The 20687-nt window shown below is 40.1% G+C and carries 20 protein-coding genes, 1 tRNA gene and 1 other annotated feature; of the genes, 19 read left to right on the forward strand and 2 right to left on the reverse strand.

The window, feature by feature from the left end; all coding sequences use genetic code 11:
* The first annotated feature begins 209 nt into the window (after positions 1–209).
* The 9 genes from femX (at position 210) to mltG (ending at position 8773) form a co-directional block, all read left to right on the forward strand.
* The gene (femX, locus tag TT13_RS07355; protein ID WP_027699380.1) at positions 210–1226 is read left to right on the forward strand and encodes a UDP-N-acetylmuramoylpentapeptide-lysine N(6)-alanyltransferase; all 1017 of its coding nucleotides are present in this window, start codon (positions 210–212) and stop codon (positions 1224–1226) included.
* Positions 1227–1356: 130 nt separating this feature from the next.
* Positions 1357–1446 (forward strand) — tRNA-Ser (locus TT13_RS07360).
* Between the two features lie 90 nt (positions 1447–1536).
* Positions 1537–2307: a TrmH family RNA methyltransferase gene (locus TT13_RS07365; RefSeq protein ID WP_027699381.1), complete on the forward strand. Its 771-nt coding sequence runs from the start codon at positions 1537–1539 to the stop codon at positions 2305–2307.
* Between the two features lie 43 nt (positions 2308–2350).
* A complete protein-coding gene (locus TT13_RS07370; protein WP_027699382.1) occupies positions 2351–2833 on the forward strand; it encodes an HD domain-containing protein in 483 nt (160 codons plus the stop codon).
* 98 nt (positions 2834–2931) lie between these two features.
* Positions 2932–3282 (forward strand): winged helix-turn-helix transcriptional regulator, encoded by a 351-nt coding sequence (locus TT13_RS07375; RefSeq protein WP_045476932.1) that lies wholly within the window; start codon positions 2932–2934, stop codon positions 3280–3282.
* Positions 3283–3355: 73 nt separating this feature from the next.
* Entirely contained in the window at positions 3356–3715 is a 360-nt protein-coding gene (locus tag TT13_RS07380; RefSeq protein WP_027699384.1) for a DUF1304 domain-containing protein, read from the forward strand.
* Between the two features lie 37 nt (positions 3716–3752).
* Positions 3753–3959 (forward strand) — a binding site (T-box leader).
* Between the two features lie 49 nt (positions 3960–4008).
* Positions 4009–5052: a phenylalanine--tRNA ligase subunit alpha gene (locus tag TT13_RS07385; protein ID WP_027699385.1), complete on the forward strand. Its 1044-nt coding sequence runs from the start codon at positions 4009–4011 to the stop codon at positions 5050–5052.
* 6 nt (positions 5053–5058) lie between these two features.
* Positions 5059–7479, forward strand: a complete 2421-nt coding sequence (gene pheT, locus TT13_RS07390) for a phenylalanine--tRNA ligase subunit beta (RefSeq protein ID WP_027699386.1) — start codon at positions 5059–5061, stop codon at positions 7477–7479.
* A 112-nt stretch (positions 7480–7591) separates the two neighbouring features.
* On the forward strand, positions 7592–8773 hold the full coding sequence (gene mltG, locus TT13_RS07395; RefSeq protein ID WP_027699387.1) for an endolytic transglycosylase MltG: 1182 nt from the start codon (positions 7592–7594) through the stop codon (positions 8771–8773).
* A gap of 92 nt (positions 8774–8865) precedes the next feature.
* On the opposite strand, the gene greA is transcribed toward mltG, so the two are convergent.
* The gene (gene greA / locus TT13_RS07400) at positions 8866–9351 is read right to left on the reverse strand and encodes a transcription elongation factor GreA (protein ID WP_027699388.1); all 486 of its coding nucleotides are present in this window, start codon (positions 9349–9351) and stop codon (positions 8866–8868) included.
* 122 nt (positions 9352–9473) lie between these two features.
* Positions 9474–12119, reverse strand: a complete 2646-nt coding sequence (locus TT13_RS07405) for a YfhO family protein (protein ID WP_027699389.1) — start codon at positions 12117–12119, stop codon at positions 9474–9476.
* A 106-nt stretch (positions 12120–12225) separates the two neighbouring features.
* On the opposite strand from TT13_RS07405, the gene TT13_RS07410 reads away from it, so the two are divergent.
* The 10 genes from TT13_RS07410 (at position 12226) to TT13_RS07455 (ending at position 20687) form a co-directional block, all read left to right on the forward strand.
* Positions 12226–14292 carry a peptidoglycan D,D-transpeptidase FtsI family protein gene (locus tag TT13_RS07410; protein WP_027699390.1) on the forward strand — a complete coding sequence of 689 codons (2067 nt, stop codon included), beginning with the start codon at positions 12226–12228 and terminating at the stop codon, positions 14290–14292.
* Positions 14293–14408: 116 nt separating this feature from the next.
* Positions 14409–14966 carry a 5-formyltetrahydrofolate cyclo-ligase gene (locus TT13_RS07415; RefSeq protein ID WP_027699391.1) on the forward strand — a complete coding sequence of 186 codons (558 nt, stop codon included), beginning with the start codon at positions 14409–14411 and terminating at the stop codon, positions 14964–14966.
* Positions 14966–15679, forward strand: a complete 714-nt coding sequence (locus TT13_RS07420) for a rhomboid family intramembrane serine protease (RefSeq protein ID WP_052348587.1) — start codon at positions 14966–14968, stop codon at positions 15677–15679. Before TT13_RS07415 ends, TT13_RS07420 begins: the two co-directional genes overlap by 1 nt.
* Positions 15663–15866 carry a YqgQ family protein gene (locus TT13_RS07425; protein ID WP_027699392.1) on the forward strand — a complete coding sequence of 68 codons (204 nt, stop codon included), beginning with the start codon at positions 15663–15665 and terminating at the stop codon, positions 15864–15866. Before TT13_RS07420 ends, TT13_RS07425 begins: the two co-directional genes overlap by 17 nt.
* Positions 15867–15971: 105 nt before the next feature.
* On the forward strand, positions 15972–16949 hold the full coding sequence (locus tag TT13_RS07430) for an ROK family glucokinase (protein ID WP_027699393.1): 978 nt from the start codon (positions 15972–15974) through the stop codon (positions 16947–16949).
* Between the two features lie 104 nt (positions 16950–17053).
* Entirely contained in the window at positions 17054–17539 is a 486-nt protein-coding gene (locus tag TT13_RS07435; protein ID WP_027699394.1) for a hypothetical protein, read from the forward strand.
* A gap of 26 nt (positions 17540–17565) precedes the next feature.
* Positions 17566–18102: an ECF transporter S component gene (locus TT13_RS07440; protein WP_052348588.1), complete on the forward strand. Its 537-nt coding sequence runs from the start codon at positions 17566–17568 to the stop codon at positions 18100–18102.
* A gap of 230 nt (positions 18103–18332) precedes the next feature.
* Complete coding sequence (locus tag TT13_RS07445) at positions 18333–19223, forward strand: bifunctional 5,10-methylenetetrahydrofolate dehydrogenase/5,10-methenyltetrahydrofolate cyclohydrolase (protein ID WP_027699395.1); 891 nt, start codon at positions 18333–18335, stop codon at positions 19221–19223.
* Positions 19208–20482 carry an exodeoxyribonuclease VII large subunit gene (gene xseA, locus TT13_RS07450; protein WP_027699396.1) on the forward strand — a complete coding sequence of 425 codons (1275 nt, stop codon included), beginning with the start codon at positions 19208–19210 and terminating at the stop codon, positions 20480–20482. Before TT13_RS07445 ends, xseA begins: the two co-directional genes overlap by 16 nt.
* A complete protein-coding gene (locus tag TT13_RS07455; RefSeq protein ID WP_027699397.1) occupies positions 20469–20687 on the forward strand; it encodes an exodeoxyribonuclease VII small subunit in 219 nt (72 codons plus the stop codon). Before xseA ends, TT13_RS07455 begins: the two co-directional genes overlap by 14 nt.

Raw genomic sequence — 20687 nt, forward strand, 5'->3', positions numbered from 1 at the left:
TTTTTTATTGATTTAGTTAGATCTAGCTGGTGGCTTTAACTTTCTTATAAGAGAGTGTGGTATATTATTATATTATAAATGTTTGGACGGGCTTAGTTAAAAGGTGGGACCATTATGGGTGATCAGTGGGGAGCCCCAGGTAGTATGGTGGAACCAGTTTGGTATATAGTCAGTTAAAAACAGAATAAGAAAATTTAGGGAGTATATTAATGCCACTTTTAGATATGAATGATTCAGACGCTTTGGCCCGCTATAATGATTTTGTTCGGCAGTCACCCTTTGCGCAAATAACCCAGGATTTAGCTTGGGCAGAAGTTAAAAATAACTGGACACCACGCTATGTTTATTTGGAAGATGCAGATAAGCAGATTATCGCTGCACTATCAATTCTTATGATTAAGCAGGCCAATGGTAAGATGTTTGCTTATGCTTCTAAAGGTCCAGTTATGGATATGCAGGATTTAGACTTATTTGATCGTTTAATGCAAGAAGCAAAGCTAGCTTTGGCAAATGATGATGTCTATGTTCTGAAGGTTGATCCTGAGATTAGTTATAGTGATGAGTTAAACGCACAATTACAGGCTCGTGGTTATGTCACACGTAATCGGGGCTTAAAGGGTGGGATGCACGCCACAATTCAACCACGCCTGAATATGGTGATGGATTTGACGGTTAAGCCAGATGCAGAAACCGCTTTTGATTTTGTGCCTTCAAAGACTAAAAATAAATTACGGCGGCCATTCCGTGATGGTATCGTGGTTGATTTTGGTCTCGAGCAGAGCGATTTAGATGATTTTTACATGACTTATGAAATTATGAGCCAGCGACATGGTATTACATATCGACCAAAGGACTATTTCCAACGTATGGTAGATGCCTTTGTTGGCACTGATATGATGCGAATTTATCGGGCCCGTTTTGAAGAGCAAACGATTGGAACCGGAATTGCTTTTAAGATTGGCTCAAAGATTTGGTATATGTACGCTGGTACAATTGATGATGCGCCAGTAAATGGGGCTGCTTATGCAATTCAAGTCGAAATGATTCAGTGGGCCATTGACAGTCATATGCCCCTTTATGATTTGGGTGGGATTGAAAAGGAAGATGTTGAAGATTCACTCTGGAAGTTCAAGCATAATTTTGTGCGCGGAGCAGCCCAAGAGTATATTGGTGAGATTGACTTAGTCTTAGATGAGGCCAGTTACGAAGCCAGTTATGCGGATTAATTAAGCAATAAAGCTTAATAACTTAGGATTTAAGTGGTATATAAGCCTTGCCTTTTAGCAATTCATGGTATGGATATCTTGACATTAATATGCAAATAACTTATATTAGTATTTGTCGTAAGAAAGTCATGGAGATATACCCAAGTCTGGCTGAAGGGAACGGTCTTGAAAACCGTCAGGTCGGGAAACCGGCGCGGGGGTTCGAATCCCTCTATCTCCTTTCGAAGAATCGTATCCACTTGGATGCGATTTTTTTGTTCAAGGGTTAGTTTTCATGCAAGTTCAAGGAAGAAAAAGGTATAATTAATTTATGGAAAAGCTTAGTTCAGTGCAAAATAGTCGCGTAAAGGCTTGGCAAAAGTTACAATCTAAAAAGGGACGGCAAGCTAGTCAAACCTATCTTTTAGATGGTTGGCATTTAGTTGAAGAAGCAATTAAACATGATGGTAAATTACATGCAATCATGGCAACACCAGAACAACTAGCACAACATCAGGATGAACTTCCTTTGGGTGTACCAGTTTTTGAAATTAATGACGACATTGCAAAGAAGCTATCTGATTTAGTAACACCACAAGGAATTTTTGCGGAAGTGACGTTACCAGTAGCAAGTCGTTCACCACAGTTTATTCATGACGGCGCTTGGTTGTTCTTGGATGGAATTCAAGACCCTGGTAACATTGGTACCATGGTACGAACGGCGGATGCAGCTGGATATAGTGGAGTTGTCTTTGGTCAAGGAACAGTTGACCCATATTCAGCCAAAGCTTTGCGGGCAATGCAAGGTAGCCAATTCCATTTGACCCTCACAGTTGGTGACTTAGCTGAATGGACGGCCGCCTTTACGCAAAACGGGCTAAATGTTTATGGAACCAAACTTGATCCTAGTGCCGCTGATTTGTTCACGATTCCAGCTCAAAGCCAGTTTGCCTTGATTATGGGAAATGAGGGTCAGGGAATGCGGACTGATTTAGCTGAAATGACGACCCAAAACCTATATATTCCGCTAACTGGTCAAGCTGAGTCATTGAATGTTGCAGTAGCCGCCGGGATTGCGATGTTTGCTTTAAAAAATCGGTAAGAGATAAGTAGCTGTCAGCCTTGGATGAATAGGAGATGGTTTGATGCAAGCACAGAAATGGCAAAAAGATACGGTTTATTTGGAGATTGTGGGTGACCTATTGGCACACCCACAAGTTCAATTGCTTAAGAATTATGTGCAACATCATCATTCTGATCGGTTGCAACATTCAATTGATGTGTCTTATTTAAGCTATCGAATAGCTTTACGCTATGGCCTAAATGCAACTGCGGTTGCGCGAGCCGGCTTGTTACATGATTTATTCTTTTATGATTGGCGGGTAACTAAGTTCGAACTAGGTACGCACGCCTTCATTCATCCCCGGGTTGCTTTTAGAAATGCCGAAAAAATTACGGCACTTTCACCGATGGAAAAAGATATTATACTTAAACACATGTGGGGGGCAACCAGTGCCTTGCCGCATTTTAGAGAAAGTTTATTGGTTGATTTAGTTGATGATTGGGTTGCTTTGGTTGATTTTTTTGCCCCTAAGTGGCGAAAAATTCGCAACTTGCTAAAAAAATGAAATCCGGTTATTAAGCAAAGATTCGTGCAATGCACTAAAATTAGCGCTAAAATAATTACCGAGTAATTGTTAGTAAAATAAGTAAGGAGAAACAAAACATGACAGCAGCAACTGAACAAAAGGTAAGCGAAGGAAACTGTGCTGATGCAGTAATTTGTGATAAATTCACTGCTACTTTTAATATTTTAGGTCGTAAATGGAATGGCTTAATTATTGAAGTCTTACTTAATGAGGGACCAAGCCGTTTTAAGGACTTGTCACGAGCAGTGATTAACTGTTCTGATCGTGTAATGGTCGAACGCTTAAAAGAGCTTGAAGAAGCTGATTTGATTGAACGTCGGACCTATGAAGATTCTTCTTTGATTGAATATGCATTAACTGAGCGTGGTGAATCAATGCGACCAATGATGGAAGCAATCCATACTTGGTCAGATAAGTGGAATAGCTAAAATTAATTAATTTAAAAAGTGGTTACTTAGACATCGTTCAAGTGACCTTTTTTTGCTGATAGGGGAGAAGTGGATGTTTGCTTTAGGTTTAAGTATGTTAGTTGGGTTGGAAGCACTTTATATTATGATTTTGGAGATGTTTATGTCAGCTGAAAAGCAAGCAGCTGTTTTTGGTATCGATAAAAAGGTGTTAAATATCAAGGAAGTCCGATCTTTACTAGCGAATCAAGGTATTTATAATGGTGCCTTGGGCGCATTAATTTTGGTAGTTGGTATTTTTTTCATGGCCAATGCTGGAAAAATCTTTTTGAGCCTTTTAATGGTTTATATTGTAATTGTTGCGCTATACGGCGCACTAACCGTTAATAAAAAAATTGCCTTGGTTCAAGGATTACCCGCATTAGTGGCGCTGTTAGCCTTAATTTTTAGCTAAGGGACTCGACAGATTAAAAAATTATCGGTAAAATAAATTTATTACTTTGAATGACCTAGTAGGTTGGTTAATCTTTTCAGCGATTATGGGTGGGTGTGAGCCATAGATGATGACAAACTGAATTTCAGTCAGGAGTAGGATGGTTGATAAGGCTGTCCCGACTTAGCCCGCGTTATAGGGCCCCTAAGAACAGGGCAATTGACTGTTAAAGTAGGGTGGTACCACGTTTATAGACGTCCCTTTGGTATTTATTTACCAAAGGGACTTTTTTTATTCAAAAAAGGAGAACTAAGATGAGTTTAGCTGATGAGTTACAAGCTTTAAAAAAGCAAGCATTAAACGAAATTAAAGACTCAGTTGATAACTTAAAAGAGCTGAATCAAGTTCGGGTTAATTGGCTTGGTAAAAAGGGACCGATTACTGAAGTATTGCGCGGTATGAAAGATTTAAGTGCTGAGGAACGCCCAAAAGTTGGGGCAATTGCCAACGAGCTTCGCGATAAGTTGGCTGATGCCATTAGTATTAAGCAAGCCCAGCTGGAAAAAGCTGCTTTGCAAGCCCAACTAAGTGCTGAGAAACTTGATGTAACTTTGCCAGGAAGGCCTTTAAAACAGGGGCAACCCCATGTTTTGCAACAAATCATTGATGACTTGGAAGATCAATTTATGGGAATGGGTTATCAAGTATTAGAGGGACCAGAAGTTGAAACTGACAAGTTTAATTTTGAAATGATGAACTTGCCAAAAGATCACCCCGCCCGTGATATGCAAGATACCTTTTACATTACACCCGAGATTCTGATGCGGACGCAGACATCACCAATGCAAGCTCGGGCAATGGTAAACCATGACTTTACTAAGGGGCCTTTGAAGATGATTTCACCAGGTCGTGTTTATCGGCGTGATACGGATGATGCAACGCATTCACATCAATTTCACCAAGTCGAAGGCTTAGTACTTGATAAGCACATTACAATGGCTGATTTAAAGGGTACATTGCTAGCAGTTGCCCACCAACTCTTTGGTGATGACCACGATATCCGCCTAAGGCCATCATACTTTCCTTTTACTGAGCCTTCAGTTGAGGTTGATGTTTCTTGGGGACCGGTTACCGCTGATACCAAGCCAGAAGATATCGAATGGATTGAAGTTCTTGGTGCTGGAATGGTTCACCCTAACGTATTGCGCATGGCAGGCATTGATGCAGATGTATACGGCGGCTTTGCCTTTGGCTTAGGCCCAGATCGTTTTGCCATGTTAAAGTATGGGGTCGAAGATATCCGTAACTTCTATTTGAATGATGTACGTTTCTTAGAACAATTCACGCAGAGAGGATAAAATACTATGAAAGTTTCAGTAAATTGGCTACGAGATTATGTCGATATTAATTTGCCAGTCAATGAACTTGCCGAAAAGATTTCACGTACGGCGGTTGAAATTGAAGGTCAATCACAACCTAAGGGAAATATGAAGAATGTTGTCATCGCTAAGGTGTTATCAGTAGAGCCACACCCAGATTCTGATCACATGGTAATTACCCAGATTGATGCGGGTGAAGATGAACCAATTCAGATTGTGACTGGGGCACCTAATATTGCAGTTGGTCAAACCGTAATTTTGGCGAAGCACAATTCAATAATTGGTGGCGGTCAAAAAATCAAAAAGAGCAAGTTGCGTGGGGTAATGTCAAATGGAATGTTGGCTGCCTTACAGGAGCTGGGCTTTGATGATAAAATCGCACCAAAGGCCTTTGAAGCCGGTATTTGGGTCTTTGATGTTACGGATGCAGCAAGTCTAAAGCCGGGTGAAGATGCGCTAGAAGTATTAGGCTTGACCGATGATGTGCTAGAAACGGGTATTACACCAAATCGGGCTGACATGCTTTCAATGAACGGTACCGCTTTTGAAGTCGCAGCAATTTTGGAGCAAGAGGTTAAGTTACCAACTTTTGAATTAACTGAATCTGCCCACAAGACGGCTGATTTACTCTCAGCAACGGCACCAGCTGATTTAGCAAGTAAGTATGCACTGCGCGTTGTTGAAAACGTTGAGATTAAGGATTCACCACTCTGGTTGCAACGCCGGCTATGGACGATGGGAATTCGGCCAATTAATAACGTAGTTGATGTAACCAACTACATGTTGTTAATGTACGGTCAACCTTTGCATGCCTTTGATTTTGATAGTTTGCCTAATAAGCAGATTAATGTGCGTACTGCCAAGGCGGCTGAACAAATTAAGACCTTAGATGGTCAAGAACGTTTGGCTGATGAGCAGGACATTATTATTGCTGATGGTGAAACAGGTCTAATGTTTGCGGGTGTCATGGGCGGTGAGTCAACTGAAGTTACCAATGCAACGGTGAATGTTGTCTTAGAAGGTGCGGTCTTTGAGGCAAGCATGATTCGTAAGACTGCCCAACGCCAAAACCTTCATTCAGAAGCTTCACAGCGTTTTGAACGTGGCGTTGACGTAGAGGCAACCTTTGTGGCTTTAGACCATGCCGCAGCCTTAATTGCACAATTAGCTGGCGGAACAGTAGCAGCAGGACGTTTGGTAGCACAAGACTATCAATATGTAGCACCTGTAGTGAAAGTAAGTGTTGCGCAAGCTAACCATGTATTGGGAACGCAAATTACGGCGGCAACGATTGCTAAGATTTTTGACCAACTAAAGTTTGCTTATACAGTTGAGAATGATGAATTTACCGTAACCATTCCAGCAAGACGCTGGGATATTAGCTTGCCAGCTGATCTAATTGAAGAGATTGCGCGTTTGTATGGTTATGATAAGCTACCAGCTACTTTGCCAACTGGGGAAACAACTCCCGGTATGTTGAGTGCAAAACAGGTATTAATTCGGGCAAGTCGCCATATTTTGGAAGGCTTGGGTCTAAATCAGGCAATCTCATATGTATTGACAACGCCACAAAAAGCCCAAGATTTCAAATTACATGCCGGTGAGCCGATTAAATTGGACTACCCAATGAGTCAAGACCGTTCGCAAACCCGTAGTTCACTATTGACGGGACTATTGGATGATGTTGCTTACAATGTTGCACGCAAGCAAAAAGATTTAGCTTTGTATGAACAAGGACGAGTGTTTGTATCGACTGATCCAACCCAGTTACCGGTTGAAGTTGAGCATTTGGCAGGTGTGATAACTGGTGATTGGACAAAGCGCACTTGGAATCAAGCAGCGCAGCCAGTAGATTTCTTTACTCTTAAGGGGATTGTAATGGCATACTTGAATAACTTGGCTTTGCTTGATCAAGTTGAGTTTGTCGCTAGTCAAGATTATCCTGAGATGCACCCAGGTCGTACAGCTGAGTTACGCCTTGGTGAAACGGTTCTTGGTTTTATTGGGCAAATTCACCCAAGTACTGCTAAAGCTTATAAGGTTAATGAAACCTATGGATTTGAGCTTGATTTGACAGCAATCATGGCCATTAAGCAGCGTGCTGATCAATATAAAGCAATCTCACGTTATCCTGCAATCAGTCGTGATTTAGCAATTATGGTTGATAAGCAGACCGAAGCAACAGCCTTGCTAAAGGCAATTCAACAAGCGGGTGGACCTTATCTACATGATGTTGAACTATTCGATTTGTATACCGGTGATAATTTGCCAGCAGGTAAGAAGTCTTTGGCTTACACTTTGAATTTTGTTAATCCAGCGGCAACCCTAGTTGATGACGATGTTAATGTTGCGGTTGAAAAAATTACCCAACAATTAACACAGGACTTTGCGGCAGAATTGCGCTAAACTTCGGTTTTGTAAAAAGTTCTTAATTAAAAAGTTAAAAATTCACATTTTCGTGGTATTGCTGTTATACTTTCGATAATGTGGATTTTTATTTTTGGGAGAATATAATAAGATGCAAAAATTTGAAGCGCGTACTACACGCCAGGATAGTGCTAAAAAGCAGCGCCCTGGCGGGAAAAAGCCCAAGCAATCTAAGCGAATGAGAATCATTATTGCCGTTATTGGCTTATTGTTGGTAATCGGCATTGGTTATGCTGTCTATTATCATGCAGAGGTTACCAATTATTCAGCATTAGATAGCAGTTCGAAGCGTGAACAACAAATTGAAATTAAGAGTGGCACGAGCACTAAGGCCATTGCAACTGATTTAAAAAATAAGGGTGTAATTCGTTCAGATAAGGCATTTTTACATTATATTGATGTAAAGAATGTCGCCGAATTAAAAGCAGGTTACTATTTACTTAGTCCAGCCATGTCACTTAGCACAATTACTACTAAATTATCCGCAGGTGGATCGCCTTATCCATTGAATGGTAAAGGGGCTGTAACAGTTCGTGAGGGCGAGAATGCAGAGGCAATTGCTAAAGAAGTTGCCGTTGAAACTAACTTTTCTGCTAAGGAATTTTTAGCAGCACTAAATGATACAAGCTTTTTGAACCGCCTAAAAGCCGCTTATCCTGGTTTGTTAGATGATGCGGTTAATGCACAAAACGTACGTTATAAGCTAGAGGGTTATCTATATCCTGCAACCTATGAAGTGAAAAATGCAGCCAATGTTCGCCAAATTATTAACCAAATGGTGGCCGCTGATTACGAAAAAATGAGTCCATATTTCGACCAGATTAAGCAATCAGGAATGACGGTTCAACAAGTGATGACCTTAGCTTCTTTGGTTGAACGTGAAGGCACTAGTCAAGATAATCGTGGTATTATTGCCGGTGTTTTCTTGAATCGGATTAAGGTAAATATGCCATTGGCTTCAGATGTGGCGGTTAAGTACGCCTTAGATACGGATAAGGCGAATTTAAGTGATGCGGATGTTAAGGTTAATTCACCATATAATTTATATGCGAATACTGGATTTGGACCTGGACCATTTGACAGTCCAACCGTTAGCTCAGTAGAAGCAGTGTTAAATCCTAAGGATCAAGATAAAGGCTATCTCTTCTTCGTAGCTAACTTAAAGACCGGTGAAATCTATTATTCAAAGACCTATGATGACCAGTTGAAGAATACTAGTAAGGTTCAATCCGCTAATAATGCGGCTGGGGCGGCTAGCAAGAGTAGTAAGTAAAAATATGTATATTAAAAAAGCCGGCCTAATTGCCGGCTTTTTTGATAAAGAAAAAGTGACTGGGCTAAAAGCTCAGTCACTGCTTAACGCTATTAAGCATTTTTAACAGAAAGGATTTTTACATCCATTGAACCGTTATTTGGTAGGGTAACAGTAACCTCATCACCAACGGTCTTACCAATTAGAGATTGTGCGATTGGTGATTCGTTTGAAATCTTACCAGCAAGTGGGTCAGCTTCAACGGCACCAACAATTTCGTAAGTCTCAGGATCTTCATCAGGTAACTCTTGGAAAGTTACAATCTTACCCAAGGCAACTTCATCAGCAGCAATTTCTGATGAATCAATGATGACGGAATTATCAAGCATACTTTGCAAGGTGTTAATTCGTCCTTCAACAAAGGCTTGTTCATCTTTAGCAGATTGATATTCAGAGTTTTCAGATAAATCACCAAAACTACGTGCAATTTGAATTCGGTTAGTGATTTCAGCGCGAGTCTCTGTGATTAATTTATTAAGTTCTGCCTCTATTTTTGCCTTTCCATCAAGCGTCATTGGAAATGTTTTTTCTTCAGCCATGACGGCCTCCTATCGTTAATTAAATCTATTAAACTGACAAAACGTAATCAAAGCATTTTGCCAGGCTTACAAAGTAAAATACCATGACCAGCGTATTGTGTAAAGATATAGTTATGTCGGTTTTAATAAATCTTTTTATGGCGTTGGTTGAAACTCTCAGTCCAAAGAACACCAAGTGTAAAGAGTAAGGTACCGGCTGAAATGATTATACCAGCTTTTAAATAAGGCGCCTCAAAAGTAAGTTCGATATGATGTTTGCCTGGGGTTGTCGTTGCGGCTAAGAAGAAGCCACCAACTTTATTATTAGTAACAACATGACCGTCAATTTTAATCTGCCAACCCTTAGCATAAGGGATTGTAGTCATTACCAGATTTTGATTGGCTGGTAAGTTAATATCACCAGTGATTTTAGTGTCTGCAAAAGTCATATTGGTTATTCCATTGGCTTTAAGTTGTTCGGCACCTTGGGCAATGGCAGTTTGGTCACTTTGATAGAGTGAAACATTTTGTAGCCATAATTCATTTTTATTCAAAGTAAAAGTGATATTTTGTGGCTGTCCAGCAACACCAGCTGGCAAAGCTAAAACAATCGTGTGCCGATGACTTGGGATGGCCGCAATTGGCGTGCCATTAACCGTAATACTGGCTTCATCGGCCGATATTTGGCCACCAATACTCAAATAATAAGGACTATCAGTTTTCGGTGTGTAGGTCATTGAAATGCTGGCCGGTTGGTCATCATTGTTTTTCTTTAGAAAGGCCCCTGTAATGGTGCCTGGTGCATTGAGATTATCAACTGATGTCTGATTGAAATTCACAGCGGTGAAGACTTGATTGTCATTATAACCAGTTAGAGTGTCCCAGAGTCGATTTTGATTAGTCAATGGATCATCAGCCTTAAATCTGAGATTTAAAGCATTTGGACTGGCTGCAAAAACTAATGGCAGAGCATTTTCGTTTTTGCTAACAACGACATCTGAAGTTGTCTGTTGAATTTTATAAATACCATTAGTATCCCAACGCGGGAAAGTTGCCATATTAGAGGGGGTTCCCTTTTGTTCAGCTTGGTTGCCGGTTGGCTGCATTAAATACCGCATACCGAGGAGGTCGTCGGTCAAAAGAGTACCACTATTATAAGTTACATAGTTATCACCTTCTGGTTGCCCAATTGCAGCCATAAAATCACTCTGTTGATGCTCGAGAGCTGAAGAAAAAGTTGAAGCGCCAAAATAATTACCCTGCAAGGGGTCGCCCTTAGTACGTTGGAAAGACTGAGCAACACGGTAGAAGGTATGATGGTTTGGTTTAAAGTTACGACTAACTTTTTGGAGAGCTCGAATATAAGTCTGGTATTCAGTGTTAGTTAAATAAGAGAATTGATTGAGCGTCCAAATCGTTGAAACGGTCATTTCACCAATGGCTAAAAGACTAACTGCCGCCAACCACCAGCGACTATTATTAGCTAAAATGTATAAAATTAGCATTAAGGCAAAAAATGTTACGCCAAGAATTAACTGGTCTTGGGTCAAGAAGTTAAGCTTATTTAGCCGAGAGAAGAGATAAATTAGACTGACAACTAGGATTACAAGCAAGAAACCTAACTGCCACCAATTCATTTGAAGCTTAGGTGACCAGATTGAGGCTGCAAGCCAGATAAGCCAGAAGCTAAAGACAAAGGAAAAGCGGTAAGGATACCAAACTGGATACTGGAAACCATGCCAAGCTAAGTCAAGTGGTGCATACATCATTGATAGAATTAAAAAACTTGTGATAATTGCAGCCCAAAGACGCGTTTGCCAGCGAATTTGCTGACTAGTAAAAAAGTACCAGACGGTAATTAATACTAAAGAACCAACAAAGATATTAGGTAAACCAGTTGGCATTTGGTCAAAGTTGAACGTTCCTAAAAAGAATTTACCAATGAAATCGGCGATGGGGTACTCAAAATTCCATTTGAGATTTTCAAGCATGTACTGGCCTTTTGAATTCATCAGAGTATAAGCCGTTGGAAGCCAAATGAAGGCGGATAAACCAATCGAAACTGCAGAACCAAAGACAAATTTGCGCAGCATCCTTAAACGACTTTGCCAGGCAAATGATGACCATGATTGGCGCCAGATGAAGTATAATATCATGAACAGGCCAACCATGTAGGCCATATAGTAGTTAATAATCAACATGGCAGTTAGTGGTAGAATATATTGCCACTTTGAACACTCATTAAGATATTTCTCTAGGCCAACGACAATGAAGGGTAGCAAAATTGCAGCATCAAGCCATAACAGATTAAGTTGGTTGGCCACGAACCAGCCAGACATACTGTAAATTACACCAAAAAATAGTAAGGACCAGCCTCTTTGCCAGCGCATCCGTTTAAGAGCAAAAGCCATACTCCAACTGGCTAGTCCGTATTTAATAACGGTCAAAAATAAAATGCCAGCCGGCAGTGAGGCGTTAGGAAAGAACAGTAGTACTAGGTTAGTTGGGCTCATTAAATAGTAGGCCCAATCGCCAAGGCTTTCGCCACCAAGTCCTTTAGCAAAGTTAAAGAAAATACTGTTAAGATTGCCTGTGAGCGTAGTTTTGTAGCCGGCAAAAAAATCAATGTACTGTTGACCGAGGTCGACAGTTAGAATGGAGCTGGAACCAAATGGTGCCATTTTACGATAGGCGAAGTAAACGAGCATTATCAGGCTAGGTAGCAAAAAACTAAGCCAGAGGATTCGGGTTGTCTTACGCCATTTAATTGGGTTTAAGTTTTTAAGCATGTAAATTAAGTCCTTGTAATTTGAAAACTAATACTCTTATTAAAGCATAAAAATTTTGTGATACAATTAAAAGCGTTGAAAATTAGGAAGAAAAAAGGTTAAAACCATGAAATCACCAGAAAAGCGACGGCAGAAAAAACGAGGAAGAACAACATCGTTGTCACGGATTCCAACGAGATTAAATATTCTTATGGGGGTCGTTGTGGTTATGTTGGGGGCGCTAGCGTTTAAGGCGTTCACTTTGCAAATCACTCATCATACGCTTTATGAGGATGCGGTTTCTAGTAATACGACGAGTATTCAAGAAGAGAATGTACAGCGTGGCGAAATTTTTGATAGTCAAGGTAAGTTATTAGTATCAAATTCAGGTACACACTCAATTCAGTATACTAAACCACAAAATGTAACCAATGAACAAATGTACTCAGTTGCAAATAACGTTGGAAAATTTGTTAAAATCTCAACCGACCAATTATCGACTGGTAATTATGCGGCTTATTATATTCTTGATAGTAGTCGCGCTAAGGATGTCGCAAAAAAAGCTAAGTTACAATACGCACCAACAACCGATGTTTTTGTAAACAAAGCTAAAGCGTATGTTGCAGACCATAAAGATGAATTTCCTCTAACGGCTAAGCAAGAGAATGCCGCTATGATTTTCCAAAAAATGGCTAATGCATATTCGTTATCGACAGTGCAAATTAAAACATCAGATGTAAGTGATGAAGAAATTGCCGCAATTGGGGAACGTCAATCAACCATGCCCGGAATTAATGTTGGTATGTACTATACCCGATCTTATCCAGCCGGTGATGGCATTAAGAGTTTGGTGGGAACAGAAGGTAAAGTACCAGATGATTCACTTAATCAGTTATTAAGTGAAGGCTACAGTCGCGATGACATGGTTGGAACGTCATTCCTTGAAAAAGAGTATGAAGCACAACTAAAAGGTGCTAAGCGACGCGTCCAAATCACGACTGATCCAAAGACGGATGAAACTAAGTCTAAGGTTTTGTATAAGGGTAAAGTTGGTTCAAACTTGATTTTAACTTTGAATAGTAAGTTTCAAGATGACGTTCGGCAAATTATCACCAGTAATATGCCAACAGGACCTGCGACTGGTGGATATGCAGTGGTGCTTAATCCAAAGACTGGTGGTGTCTATGCCATGGTTGGTGTTGATCGAAACAATCAAAATGGTCAGCTAACTGATAATGATGCGGCGAACGTTAATAAAGCTCAGGTAATGGGATCGGTTGTTAAGCCAGCAATGATTACGACAGCCATGATGCGCGGAGTAATTACACCAAGCAACAATACTTTGACTGACCAGCCAATCAAGATTGCTGGAACAGCTTCAAAGAGTTCATGGTTCAATTCTGACGGTAACCATAATACGGCCTTAACAGCGCCAGAAGCTTTAGAAGTTTCTTCTAATTCATACGTTATGCAATTAATGCTAAAGATGGGTGGCTTAAACTATAGCCCTGGTATGGGCTTGAGTGGATTGAACACTAGTATCTTTGGAATTATGCGGAATGGTTTAGCTCGCTTTGGAATGGGTGTTAAAACAGGTATTGACTTACCCGGTGAACTTTCCGGATTGAAGGGACCAACAACAGCCAGTGATATTGGTTTGGCCTTGGATGAATCATTTGGACAATACGACACCTTTACAACCATTCAACTAGCACAATACGTTTCAACGATTGCTAATGGCGGTTATCGGATTCAACCTCATTTGGTTGAAGCAATTCAACAGCCTGGTACTAATGGAGCTAAGTCTACTCTAGAGAGCATTCCAACAAAAGTTTTGGGAACGGTTGGCTGGACAGAGGCCGAGCGAAACATAATTTGGAGTGGAATGAACTTAGTATCGCATGGTACTAGTCCATACGTTACAGGTGGTTCTAAGATTAAGACCCTACCAGTTAATGTCAGCATGAAGACTGGTACAGCCGAAACCTTTACTAATGGTGCCTCAACAACTGCCAATACAGCGATTTCTTTCGTGCCAAATTCAAATGTGGCCGTTGCAGTTGTATATCCTGATGTAGCAGCCGGTAATACTAGTGATCCAAATATCACAGCAACTTACCAGATTTGGCAAAAGGTGTTGGACGATATTGAAGATAAAGATGCTCTAAATGCGTCAACTAATACAAATAGTTAATTAATTACTTTCCAAAAGGAGCTTAAAACCTTCTTTTGGAATTTTTTTTAATTAGTAAAATATAATATGATAAAATTATAAAAAGTTTGATAGATTTTTGTAAGAAGAAGGAAAAAATGGATAAAAAAATAGCAAGGGCACAGGCATTAGTTAATTTGCAAAATTTAACTGATGGGCAACGGGCTAGGGCGATGCAATTGCTAGTTAAGCAGGTGACTCAGCTAACGGCTTGGCAAAAAGCTAAAACGGTGGCTTTAACCTTGGGACAGGGGGCCGAAATACCAACAGATTTATTGGTGCAAACTGCCTTGTTACAAGGTAAGGAGGTTAGTTTACCGCGAGTATTGCCAAAGCGGCAAATGGAATTTGTGAAGATTAACCAAGCGACAAGCTATTATCGACACTCCTTTGGTATGTTAGAGCCTGTTGATGGTCCGTTGATTGAAGCAACTGATATTGATTTTGTTTTGGTACCAGGTCTGGCATATACAAAAGCTGGTGATCGACTTGGCTTTGGGGGTGGTTATTATGATCGTTGGCTACCGCAAACTAAGGCGACTAAAGTAGCTGTGACCTTGGCAGTAAATTATCAGGCAAAGGCATACTGGCCCAAAGAACCTACCGATGTACAAGTTGATCAAATTTTAGTAATCGATGAAAGGAGCTTAAGTTAATGCAAGAATTAAAGGCAGAATTTAAAATTCAGCCAGTAAATTTGATACTAGTTGGCATAATGATTATGCTTTATGGGGCCGAAGTGATTGTGAGTCGTAGCACGACAATCTCAACGCAGATTCTCTATAATTTTGGTGCAAATTTTGCTCCGGCAGTCATATTCAATCATCAATGGTGGCGGCTGTTTACGGCTGGCTTATTACATGTTAGCTTTTTCCATATTGTTTTCAATTTAATTGTAATGTACTGGATTGGGCGCTTACTTGAACGGGCTTTGGGTAGTATGCGTTACCTAATTTTGTTTGTTTTTGCCAACATTTTAGGAAATTTATTCACTTTGGCGCTTGGCGATTTACGCGCAATCTCAGCAGGGGCTAGTGGTGCTATTTATGGTATGTTTGGTAGCCTAATTATTTTAGGAATTCTAGCTCACTGGCGGGGCTTTTGGGGCGAACAAGCTAAAACCATTGGCCTTTTGGTGGTTCTCTCACTAGTTGGAAACCTCTTTTCAACTGGTATTGACCTCTGGGCGCATATAGGGGGCATAATTGCCGGAGCGGTGCTGACACCATTATTGTTAAAAAATCAGGCACTACAGGCAAGTAATCAACGACCAGAGCTTTTGAAAAGTGGAAGTGTTATTTTAATAATTGGGATGATTGGTATCTTGATAATGATAGGAGTAAGTCATGGCAATGCGTACTTTTCTTGATGTTTTGGATTTATTGAAAAATTACGATGTGTACATCCATATTGGTAAAAGATTATGGGATATCGAAGTTGCAGCTTTGGAAATTGACAATTTATATAAGGCTGGTTTATTAGACGTTAAAGAATACGGGCAGATTAAGCTGGTTTTAGCTCATGAGCATGAATTAGAGGAGCGAAAAAATAAGTGAAGTATTTCATGAAACCGCTTTAATTAATTAAATATATCTGTTATTATTTTATAGTAGTAAAAGGTTAATCATAATGTTGATTAAATAGTGAAGGAGAAATTTTCGATGGTAAAGGATAAGTTGATCGGTATTGACCTAGGAGGTACAACGATCAAGTTTGCAATTTTAACAGTTGAAGGAGAAATCCAACAAAAGTGGTCCTTACGTACAAATATTTTAGATGAAGGAACGCACATTGTGCCCGACATCATCGAATCAATTAATCACCATCTTGATCTTTATCAATTGGATCGAGAGCGCGTGCTAGGAATTGGTATGGGGACACCAGGAACAGTTGATATTGAAAATGGAACTGTTCAAGGTGCTTTTAACTTGAATTGGAGCAACTTACAAACTGTTCGCCAAGATATTGAAACTGCTACGAGTTTACCACTGACGCTAGATAATGATGCAAATTCAGCCGCGCTTGGAGAACAATGGCGTGGTGCTGGAAACAACGAACCTGAAGTAGTATTTATTACCTTAGGGACTGGTGTCGGCGGTGGCTTAATTAACGAAGGTAAGTTGATCCATGGTTTGAACGGTGCAGCGGGTGAAGTTGGTCATATCATTGTTCAACCTTACGGATATCAATGTACTTGTGGCAACTATGGCTGCTTGGAGCAATATGCTTCAGCTACAGGGGTCGTTCATTTAGCACAAGACTTTGCTGAAGAATATGTTGGAACTTCAAAGCTTAAGGCCATGATTGACAATGGTGAGGAAGTTACCTCAAAAATTGTTTTTGACTTGGCAAAAGAAGATGATTACCTAGCAAATGAAGTTGTAAACAAGGTAGCATACTATCTTGGCTTGGCTACTGCTAATATTGCTAACATCCTAAATCCATCATCAATTATTATTGGTGGTGGTGTCTCAGCAGCAGGGAATTTCTTATTAGAACGTGTACAAAAGAATTTCTTTGAATTTGCCTTTAAAACAACGCGCGATGCTACGAAGGTAAAGTTGGCTGAATTGGGTAACGATGCTGGTGTATATGGTGCAGCATCACTTGCTAAAAATTCTAAACGAGTATTAGCTTAGAAATTTTAATTAATTAGGGTTGAGGGCACAAATATGTGGCATCAACCCTTTTTTGCTAGTATGCTAAACTAATGATAAAAGACCTTGACGGAAAAGAGTTTTAAATGGAATTAACTGGGAATGAATTTATTGAACTTCTAAAGAATGAGCAATATACTAAGAAAAGTTTTACAGCTGCGGATACAGAGGACATAGAACTAGATGACTTCTTTGCTTTTGTGACTAAAACATTAGAACTAAATCAATTGGTTAGCGCGGAAATGATTATTTCGGGCGAAGAACCGATTATTTTACGTTTAGAGAGTAGCTTGATCAACTTGCCATTGCGATATGTAAATGCAATTAGCAAAATTGTAATTAATGACCCAGCCCGTGAACTTAACCTTTATATGATTGTTGAACATCCTTTGGTTAGTCACTCAGGATTGCGTATAGATTTAGCAGCATCGGTTGCGGCCTATTTAGATGATCCTGATTCAGTTGCAAATAAAATTGCGAGTTTCTTTACTGAGAAAATAAAGGCGATTCAAGTTGCTAGTGAAGAAGCAGAGGATGAAAAAACAGAAGATGCAAAAACTACTGATGAGTAGTTTTGGCTTTTCTGGGAGGAATACAGATGAACAATAGATCGATGGGAAGCTGGTTGGCTGGTTTAGTAATTAGTATCTTGATATATTATTTCTTTTCAGCTTATCTTGGGTTGCCTTTCCCACGTTACCGAATGGAAATTTCTTTAGCAAATCCTTGGTTAAACTTTGTTGCAATGATTTTGGGCCCAATTGCGGCCGGCTTGGCAGCCTTTTTTGGGCAAATTTTAGCAGGCCTTGGAACTAATACAATCTGGTGGACTTGGATTATTGCAGATGGGATTTACGGTTTGCTATTAGGCTTGTTGGTTAAGCGGCTGGCTTTTGACCGTTTTAGATTAACATTCAAGCGTTATATGATTTTTAATTTTTGGCAGATTATTGCAAATATTTTGGTTTGGCTAGTACTTGCCCCATTAGGCGATATTTGGGTTTATGGTTCGTACAGTCAGCTTGTTTTTTCACAGGGTGCAATTACAATGCTGGTCAATATTTTTGGAAATGCAACGATTGGTATCATAATGGTGTTACTATATCAGAAGATTTCAAAGCTTGAGTTAGTATAAAATAAGTTAGATAAATTGGATTATGAAAATGGCGATCTTGATAGTAGTTACCCGGCGATTTTACGACAAAGCCAGGTGGTACAATGGAAGATCGCTTTTTTTGTTGAATAATCAATATAGAACTAATAATTAGCAACAAATTTAGGTTAATAGTTAATAGAGGGTGAGCGTAAATAGCTAAATTATGGTAAGATTTATGCAGTGAAATGAATAAAAATTGAGGTGGGTAGATGGCAAAGATAATTGATGGGAAAGCAATTGCAAAAAAACTACGAGCAGTTGTCAAAGCACAAACCGAGCAGCTCAAGCAAAAAGGGGTTATTCCTGGTTTAGTGGTGATTTTAATTGGAAATGATCCAGCAAGTGAAATATATGTGCGTAATAAAGAAAGAGCAGCTGAGAAAGTTGGCGTTAATGCACGAACCATTAAGTACCCAGCAAGTGCAACTGAGGCTGAAGTCTTAGCTAAGATTGAAGCATTAAACCAAGACGAGCAGGTTGATGCAATTCTTGTGCAAAGTCCGATGCCAGCGCAGTTTAATTCAGAAGTGATTCAAGCAGCAATTAGTCCAGCTAAGGATGTAGATGGCTTTCACCCATTAAATATCGGGAAACTCTTTGCGAATCGCTCAGGCTACTATCCAGTGGCAAATACTCCACGGGGAATTATGACGATGTTGAAGCACGAGGGAGTGGCTTTAGCTGGTAAGAATATTTTAGTTGTTGGGCGTTCAATTTTAGTTGGGCGACCAATGTTTGCTTTACTTGAACGGGCCAATGCAACGGTGACCTTAGCACATCGCTACACTCCAATAGACACTTTGAAACTTTTAGCGCAACAAGCTGATGTAGTCATTGTTGCAACTGGGGTAGTGAATTTAATTCAGGGGAGTGATTTAAAGGCTGGTGCGGTTGTGATTGATGTAGGAATCAACCGCTTAGCCGATGGTAAATTAGTTGGTGATGTTGATTTCAGCTCAGCCAGCCAAGTTGCTAGCGCAATAACACCAGTGCCAGGTGGCGTTGGCCCAATGACAATTGCCACCTTACTGCAAACTACGGTTGAATTAGCAGGACAACACCATGATATTGAAATGGAGCAGGCATGGCAGAATATTTAACAGTTAGTACATTAACTAAATATTTAAAGCGTAAATTTACAGCTGACCCATATTTAAAAGAGGTCTATTTAACGGGTGAAGTTTCAAACTATCGGCAACGACCGGGTCATCAATATTTCTCACTAAAGGATGACGGCGCAGTCATTAGCGCTACGATGTTTAAAGGGGTATTTGATAAATTACCATTTAAGCTTGAAGCGGGGATGAAGGTGAACGTGGTTGGCTATGTTGACTTATACGGTCCTAATGGCTCGTACAGTATTATAATTAACCGTTTAAATGTCGATGGGGTTGGTGCCTTGTACCAGGCACTTGAACAATTAAAAGCAAAGCTTGCACAGCAGGGTACTTTTAAGGTTTTAGAGCGACCAATTGAACGTTTTCCTAAAAAGATAGCGGTGATTACTTCACCAAGTGGCGCAGTCATTAGAGATATTATGACCACTGTACAACGACGTTATCCAATTGCTGAAATTATTTTATATCCGGCAGTGGTGCAAGGAAACGGTGCAGTGCCATCTTTGCTAAAACAATTAGATTTGCTTGCTGAAAGAACAGATATTGATACTTTAATTATCGGCCGCGGTGGCGGTTCAATTGAAGACTTATGGGCTTTTAACGATGAAACTTTGGCACAAAAGTTGTTGACGATGCCAATGCCAGTTATTTCATCAGTTGGTCATGAAACAGATACCACGATTGCTGATTATATAGCCGATAAACGAGCAGCCACGCCAACCGCGGCAGCAGAGTTAGCGACGCCAATTCAATTGGTTGATTTATGGAGTGGTTTACAACAATTACAAGGGCGTCTGATTCAACGTATACAGTTACAAATTATGCAACAAAGGCAACGCTTGAATCGTGTAGAACAGAGTTATGTTTTAACTCAACCAGCACGATTGTACGAAGGGCACATGCAACGCTTGGACTTAGTTCAGCAACGTTTGCAGCGAGTGATGCAAGCAGAATTGCAAAACTATCAACACCGATTTGCAATGGTAGTACCAAGATTAAATCAATTAATTGAACGCTACTTAGAACGAGCAAATGAGCGGTTTAGTCAGGCAGCTAAGGGCTTGAATTTAGTTAGCCCTTTGGCAATTTTAGGACGGGGTTATAGTTTAGTGAGCAATAAAGCTGGCTTAGTTCGGTCAATTGATGATGTAGCGTTGGATGAATCAATTGAGATTCGAACTAACGATGGAATTTTAGAAGCTAAGGTAACAAGGAAAGAAGAGAGCAATGGCGAAAAATAGTTTTGAAGATGATTTAACCACCTTAGAGCAAATTGTGGCGCAATTGGAAAAAGGTGATGTACCTTTGGAAGAAGCGTTGACTAAGTTTGAGCAGGGTGTCAAATTAAGCAAGGGTTTGCAGAAGACACTACAGGATGCTGAACAAAGTTTGGCTAAGATTGTGAATGAAGATGGTACAGTAACAGACTTTAAGGTAGAGGATTAA

This window comes from Weissella oryzae SG25 (genome assembly GCF_000691805.2).
Classification (GTDB): domain Bacteria; phylum Bacillota; class Bacilli; order Lactobacillales; family Lactobacillaceae; genus Weissella; species Weissella oryzae.

Bases quoted from the DNA above. Each gene is read 5' to 3' on its own strand.
- TT13_RS07435 (WP_027699394.1), top strand. From the start codon at position 17,054: ATGGAATTAACTGGGAATGAATTTATTGAACTTCTAAAGAATGAGCAA.
- TT13_RS07385 (WP_027699385.1), top strand. From the start codon at position 4,009: ATGAGTTTAGCTGATGAGTTACAAGCTTTAAAAAAGCAAGCATTAAAC.
- TT13_RS07370 (WP_027699382.1), top strand. From the start codon at position 2,351: ATGCAAGCACAGAAATGGCAAAAAGATACGGTTTATTTGGAGATTGTG.
- TT13_RS07425 (WP_027699392.1), top strand. From the start codon at position 15,663: ATGCGTACTTTTCTTGATGTTTTGGATTTATTGAAAAATTACGATGTG.
- TT13_RS07405 (WP_027699389.1), bottom strand. From the start codon at position 12,119: ATGCTTAAAAACTTAAACCCAATTAAATGGCGTAAGACAACCCGAATC.
- TT13_RS07380 (WP_027699384.1), top strand. From the start codon at position 3,356: ATGTTTGCTTTAGGTTTAAGTATGTTAGTTGGGTTGGAAGCACTTTAT.
- TT13_RS07440 (WP_052348588.1), top strand. From the start codon at position 17,566: ATGAACAATAGATCGATGGGAAGCTGGTTGGCTGGTTTAGTAATTAGT.
- TT13_RS07375 (WP_045476932.1), top strand. From the start codon at position 2,932: ATGACAGCAGCAACTGAACAAAAGGTAAGCGAAGGAAACTGTGCTGAT.
- TT13_RS07365 (WP_027699381.1), top strand. From the start codon at position 1,537: ATGGAAAAGCTTAGTTCAGTGCAAAATAGTCGCGTAAAGGCTTGGCAA.
- xseA (WP_027699396.1), top strand. From the start codon at position 19,208: ATGGCAGAATATTTAACAGTTAGTACATTAACTAAATATTTAAAGCGT.
- greA (WP_027699388.1), bottom strand. From the start codon at position 9,351: ATGGCTGAAGAAAAAACATTTCCAATGACGCTTGATGGAAAGGCAAAA.
- pheT (WP_027699386.1), top strand. From the start codon at position 5,059: ATGAAAGTTTCAGTAAATTGGCTACGAGATTATGTCGATATTAATTTG.
- mltG (WP_027699387.1), top strand. From the start codon at position 7,592: ATGCAAAAATTTGAAGCGCGTACTACACGCCAGGATAGTGCTAAAAAG.
- TT13_RS07410 (WP_027699390.1), top strand. From the start codon at position 12,226: ATGAAATCACCAGAAAAGCGACGGCAGAAAAAACGAGGAAGAACAACA.
- TT13_RS07455 (WP_027699397.1), top strand. From the start codon at position 20,469: ATGGCGAAAAATAGTTTTGAAGATGATTTAACCACCTTAGAGCAAATT.
- femX (WP_027699380.1), top strand. From the start codon at position 210: ATGCCACTTTTAGATATGAATGATTCAGACGCTTTGGCCCGCTATAAT.
- TT13_RS07445 (WP_027699395.1), top strand. From the start codon at position 18,333: ATGGCAAAGATAATTGATGGGAAAGCAATTGCAAAAAAACTACGAGCA.
- TT13_RS07420 (WP_052348587.1), top strand. From the start codon at position 14,966: ATGCAAGAATTAAAGGCAGAATTTAAAATTCAGCCAGTAAATTTGATA.
- TT13_RS07430 (WP_027699393.1), top strand. From the start codon at position 15,972: ATGGTAAAGGATAAGTTGATCGGTATTGACCTAGGAGGTACAACGATC.
- TT13_RS07415 (WP_027699391.1), top strand. From the start codon at position 14,409: ATGGATAAAAAAATAGCAAGGGCACAGGCATTAGTTAATTTGCAAAAT.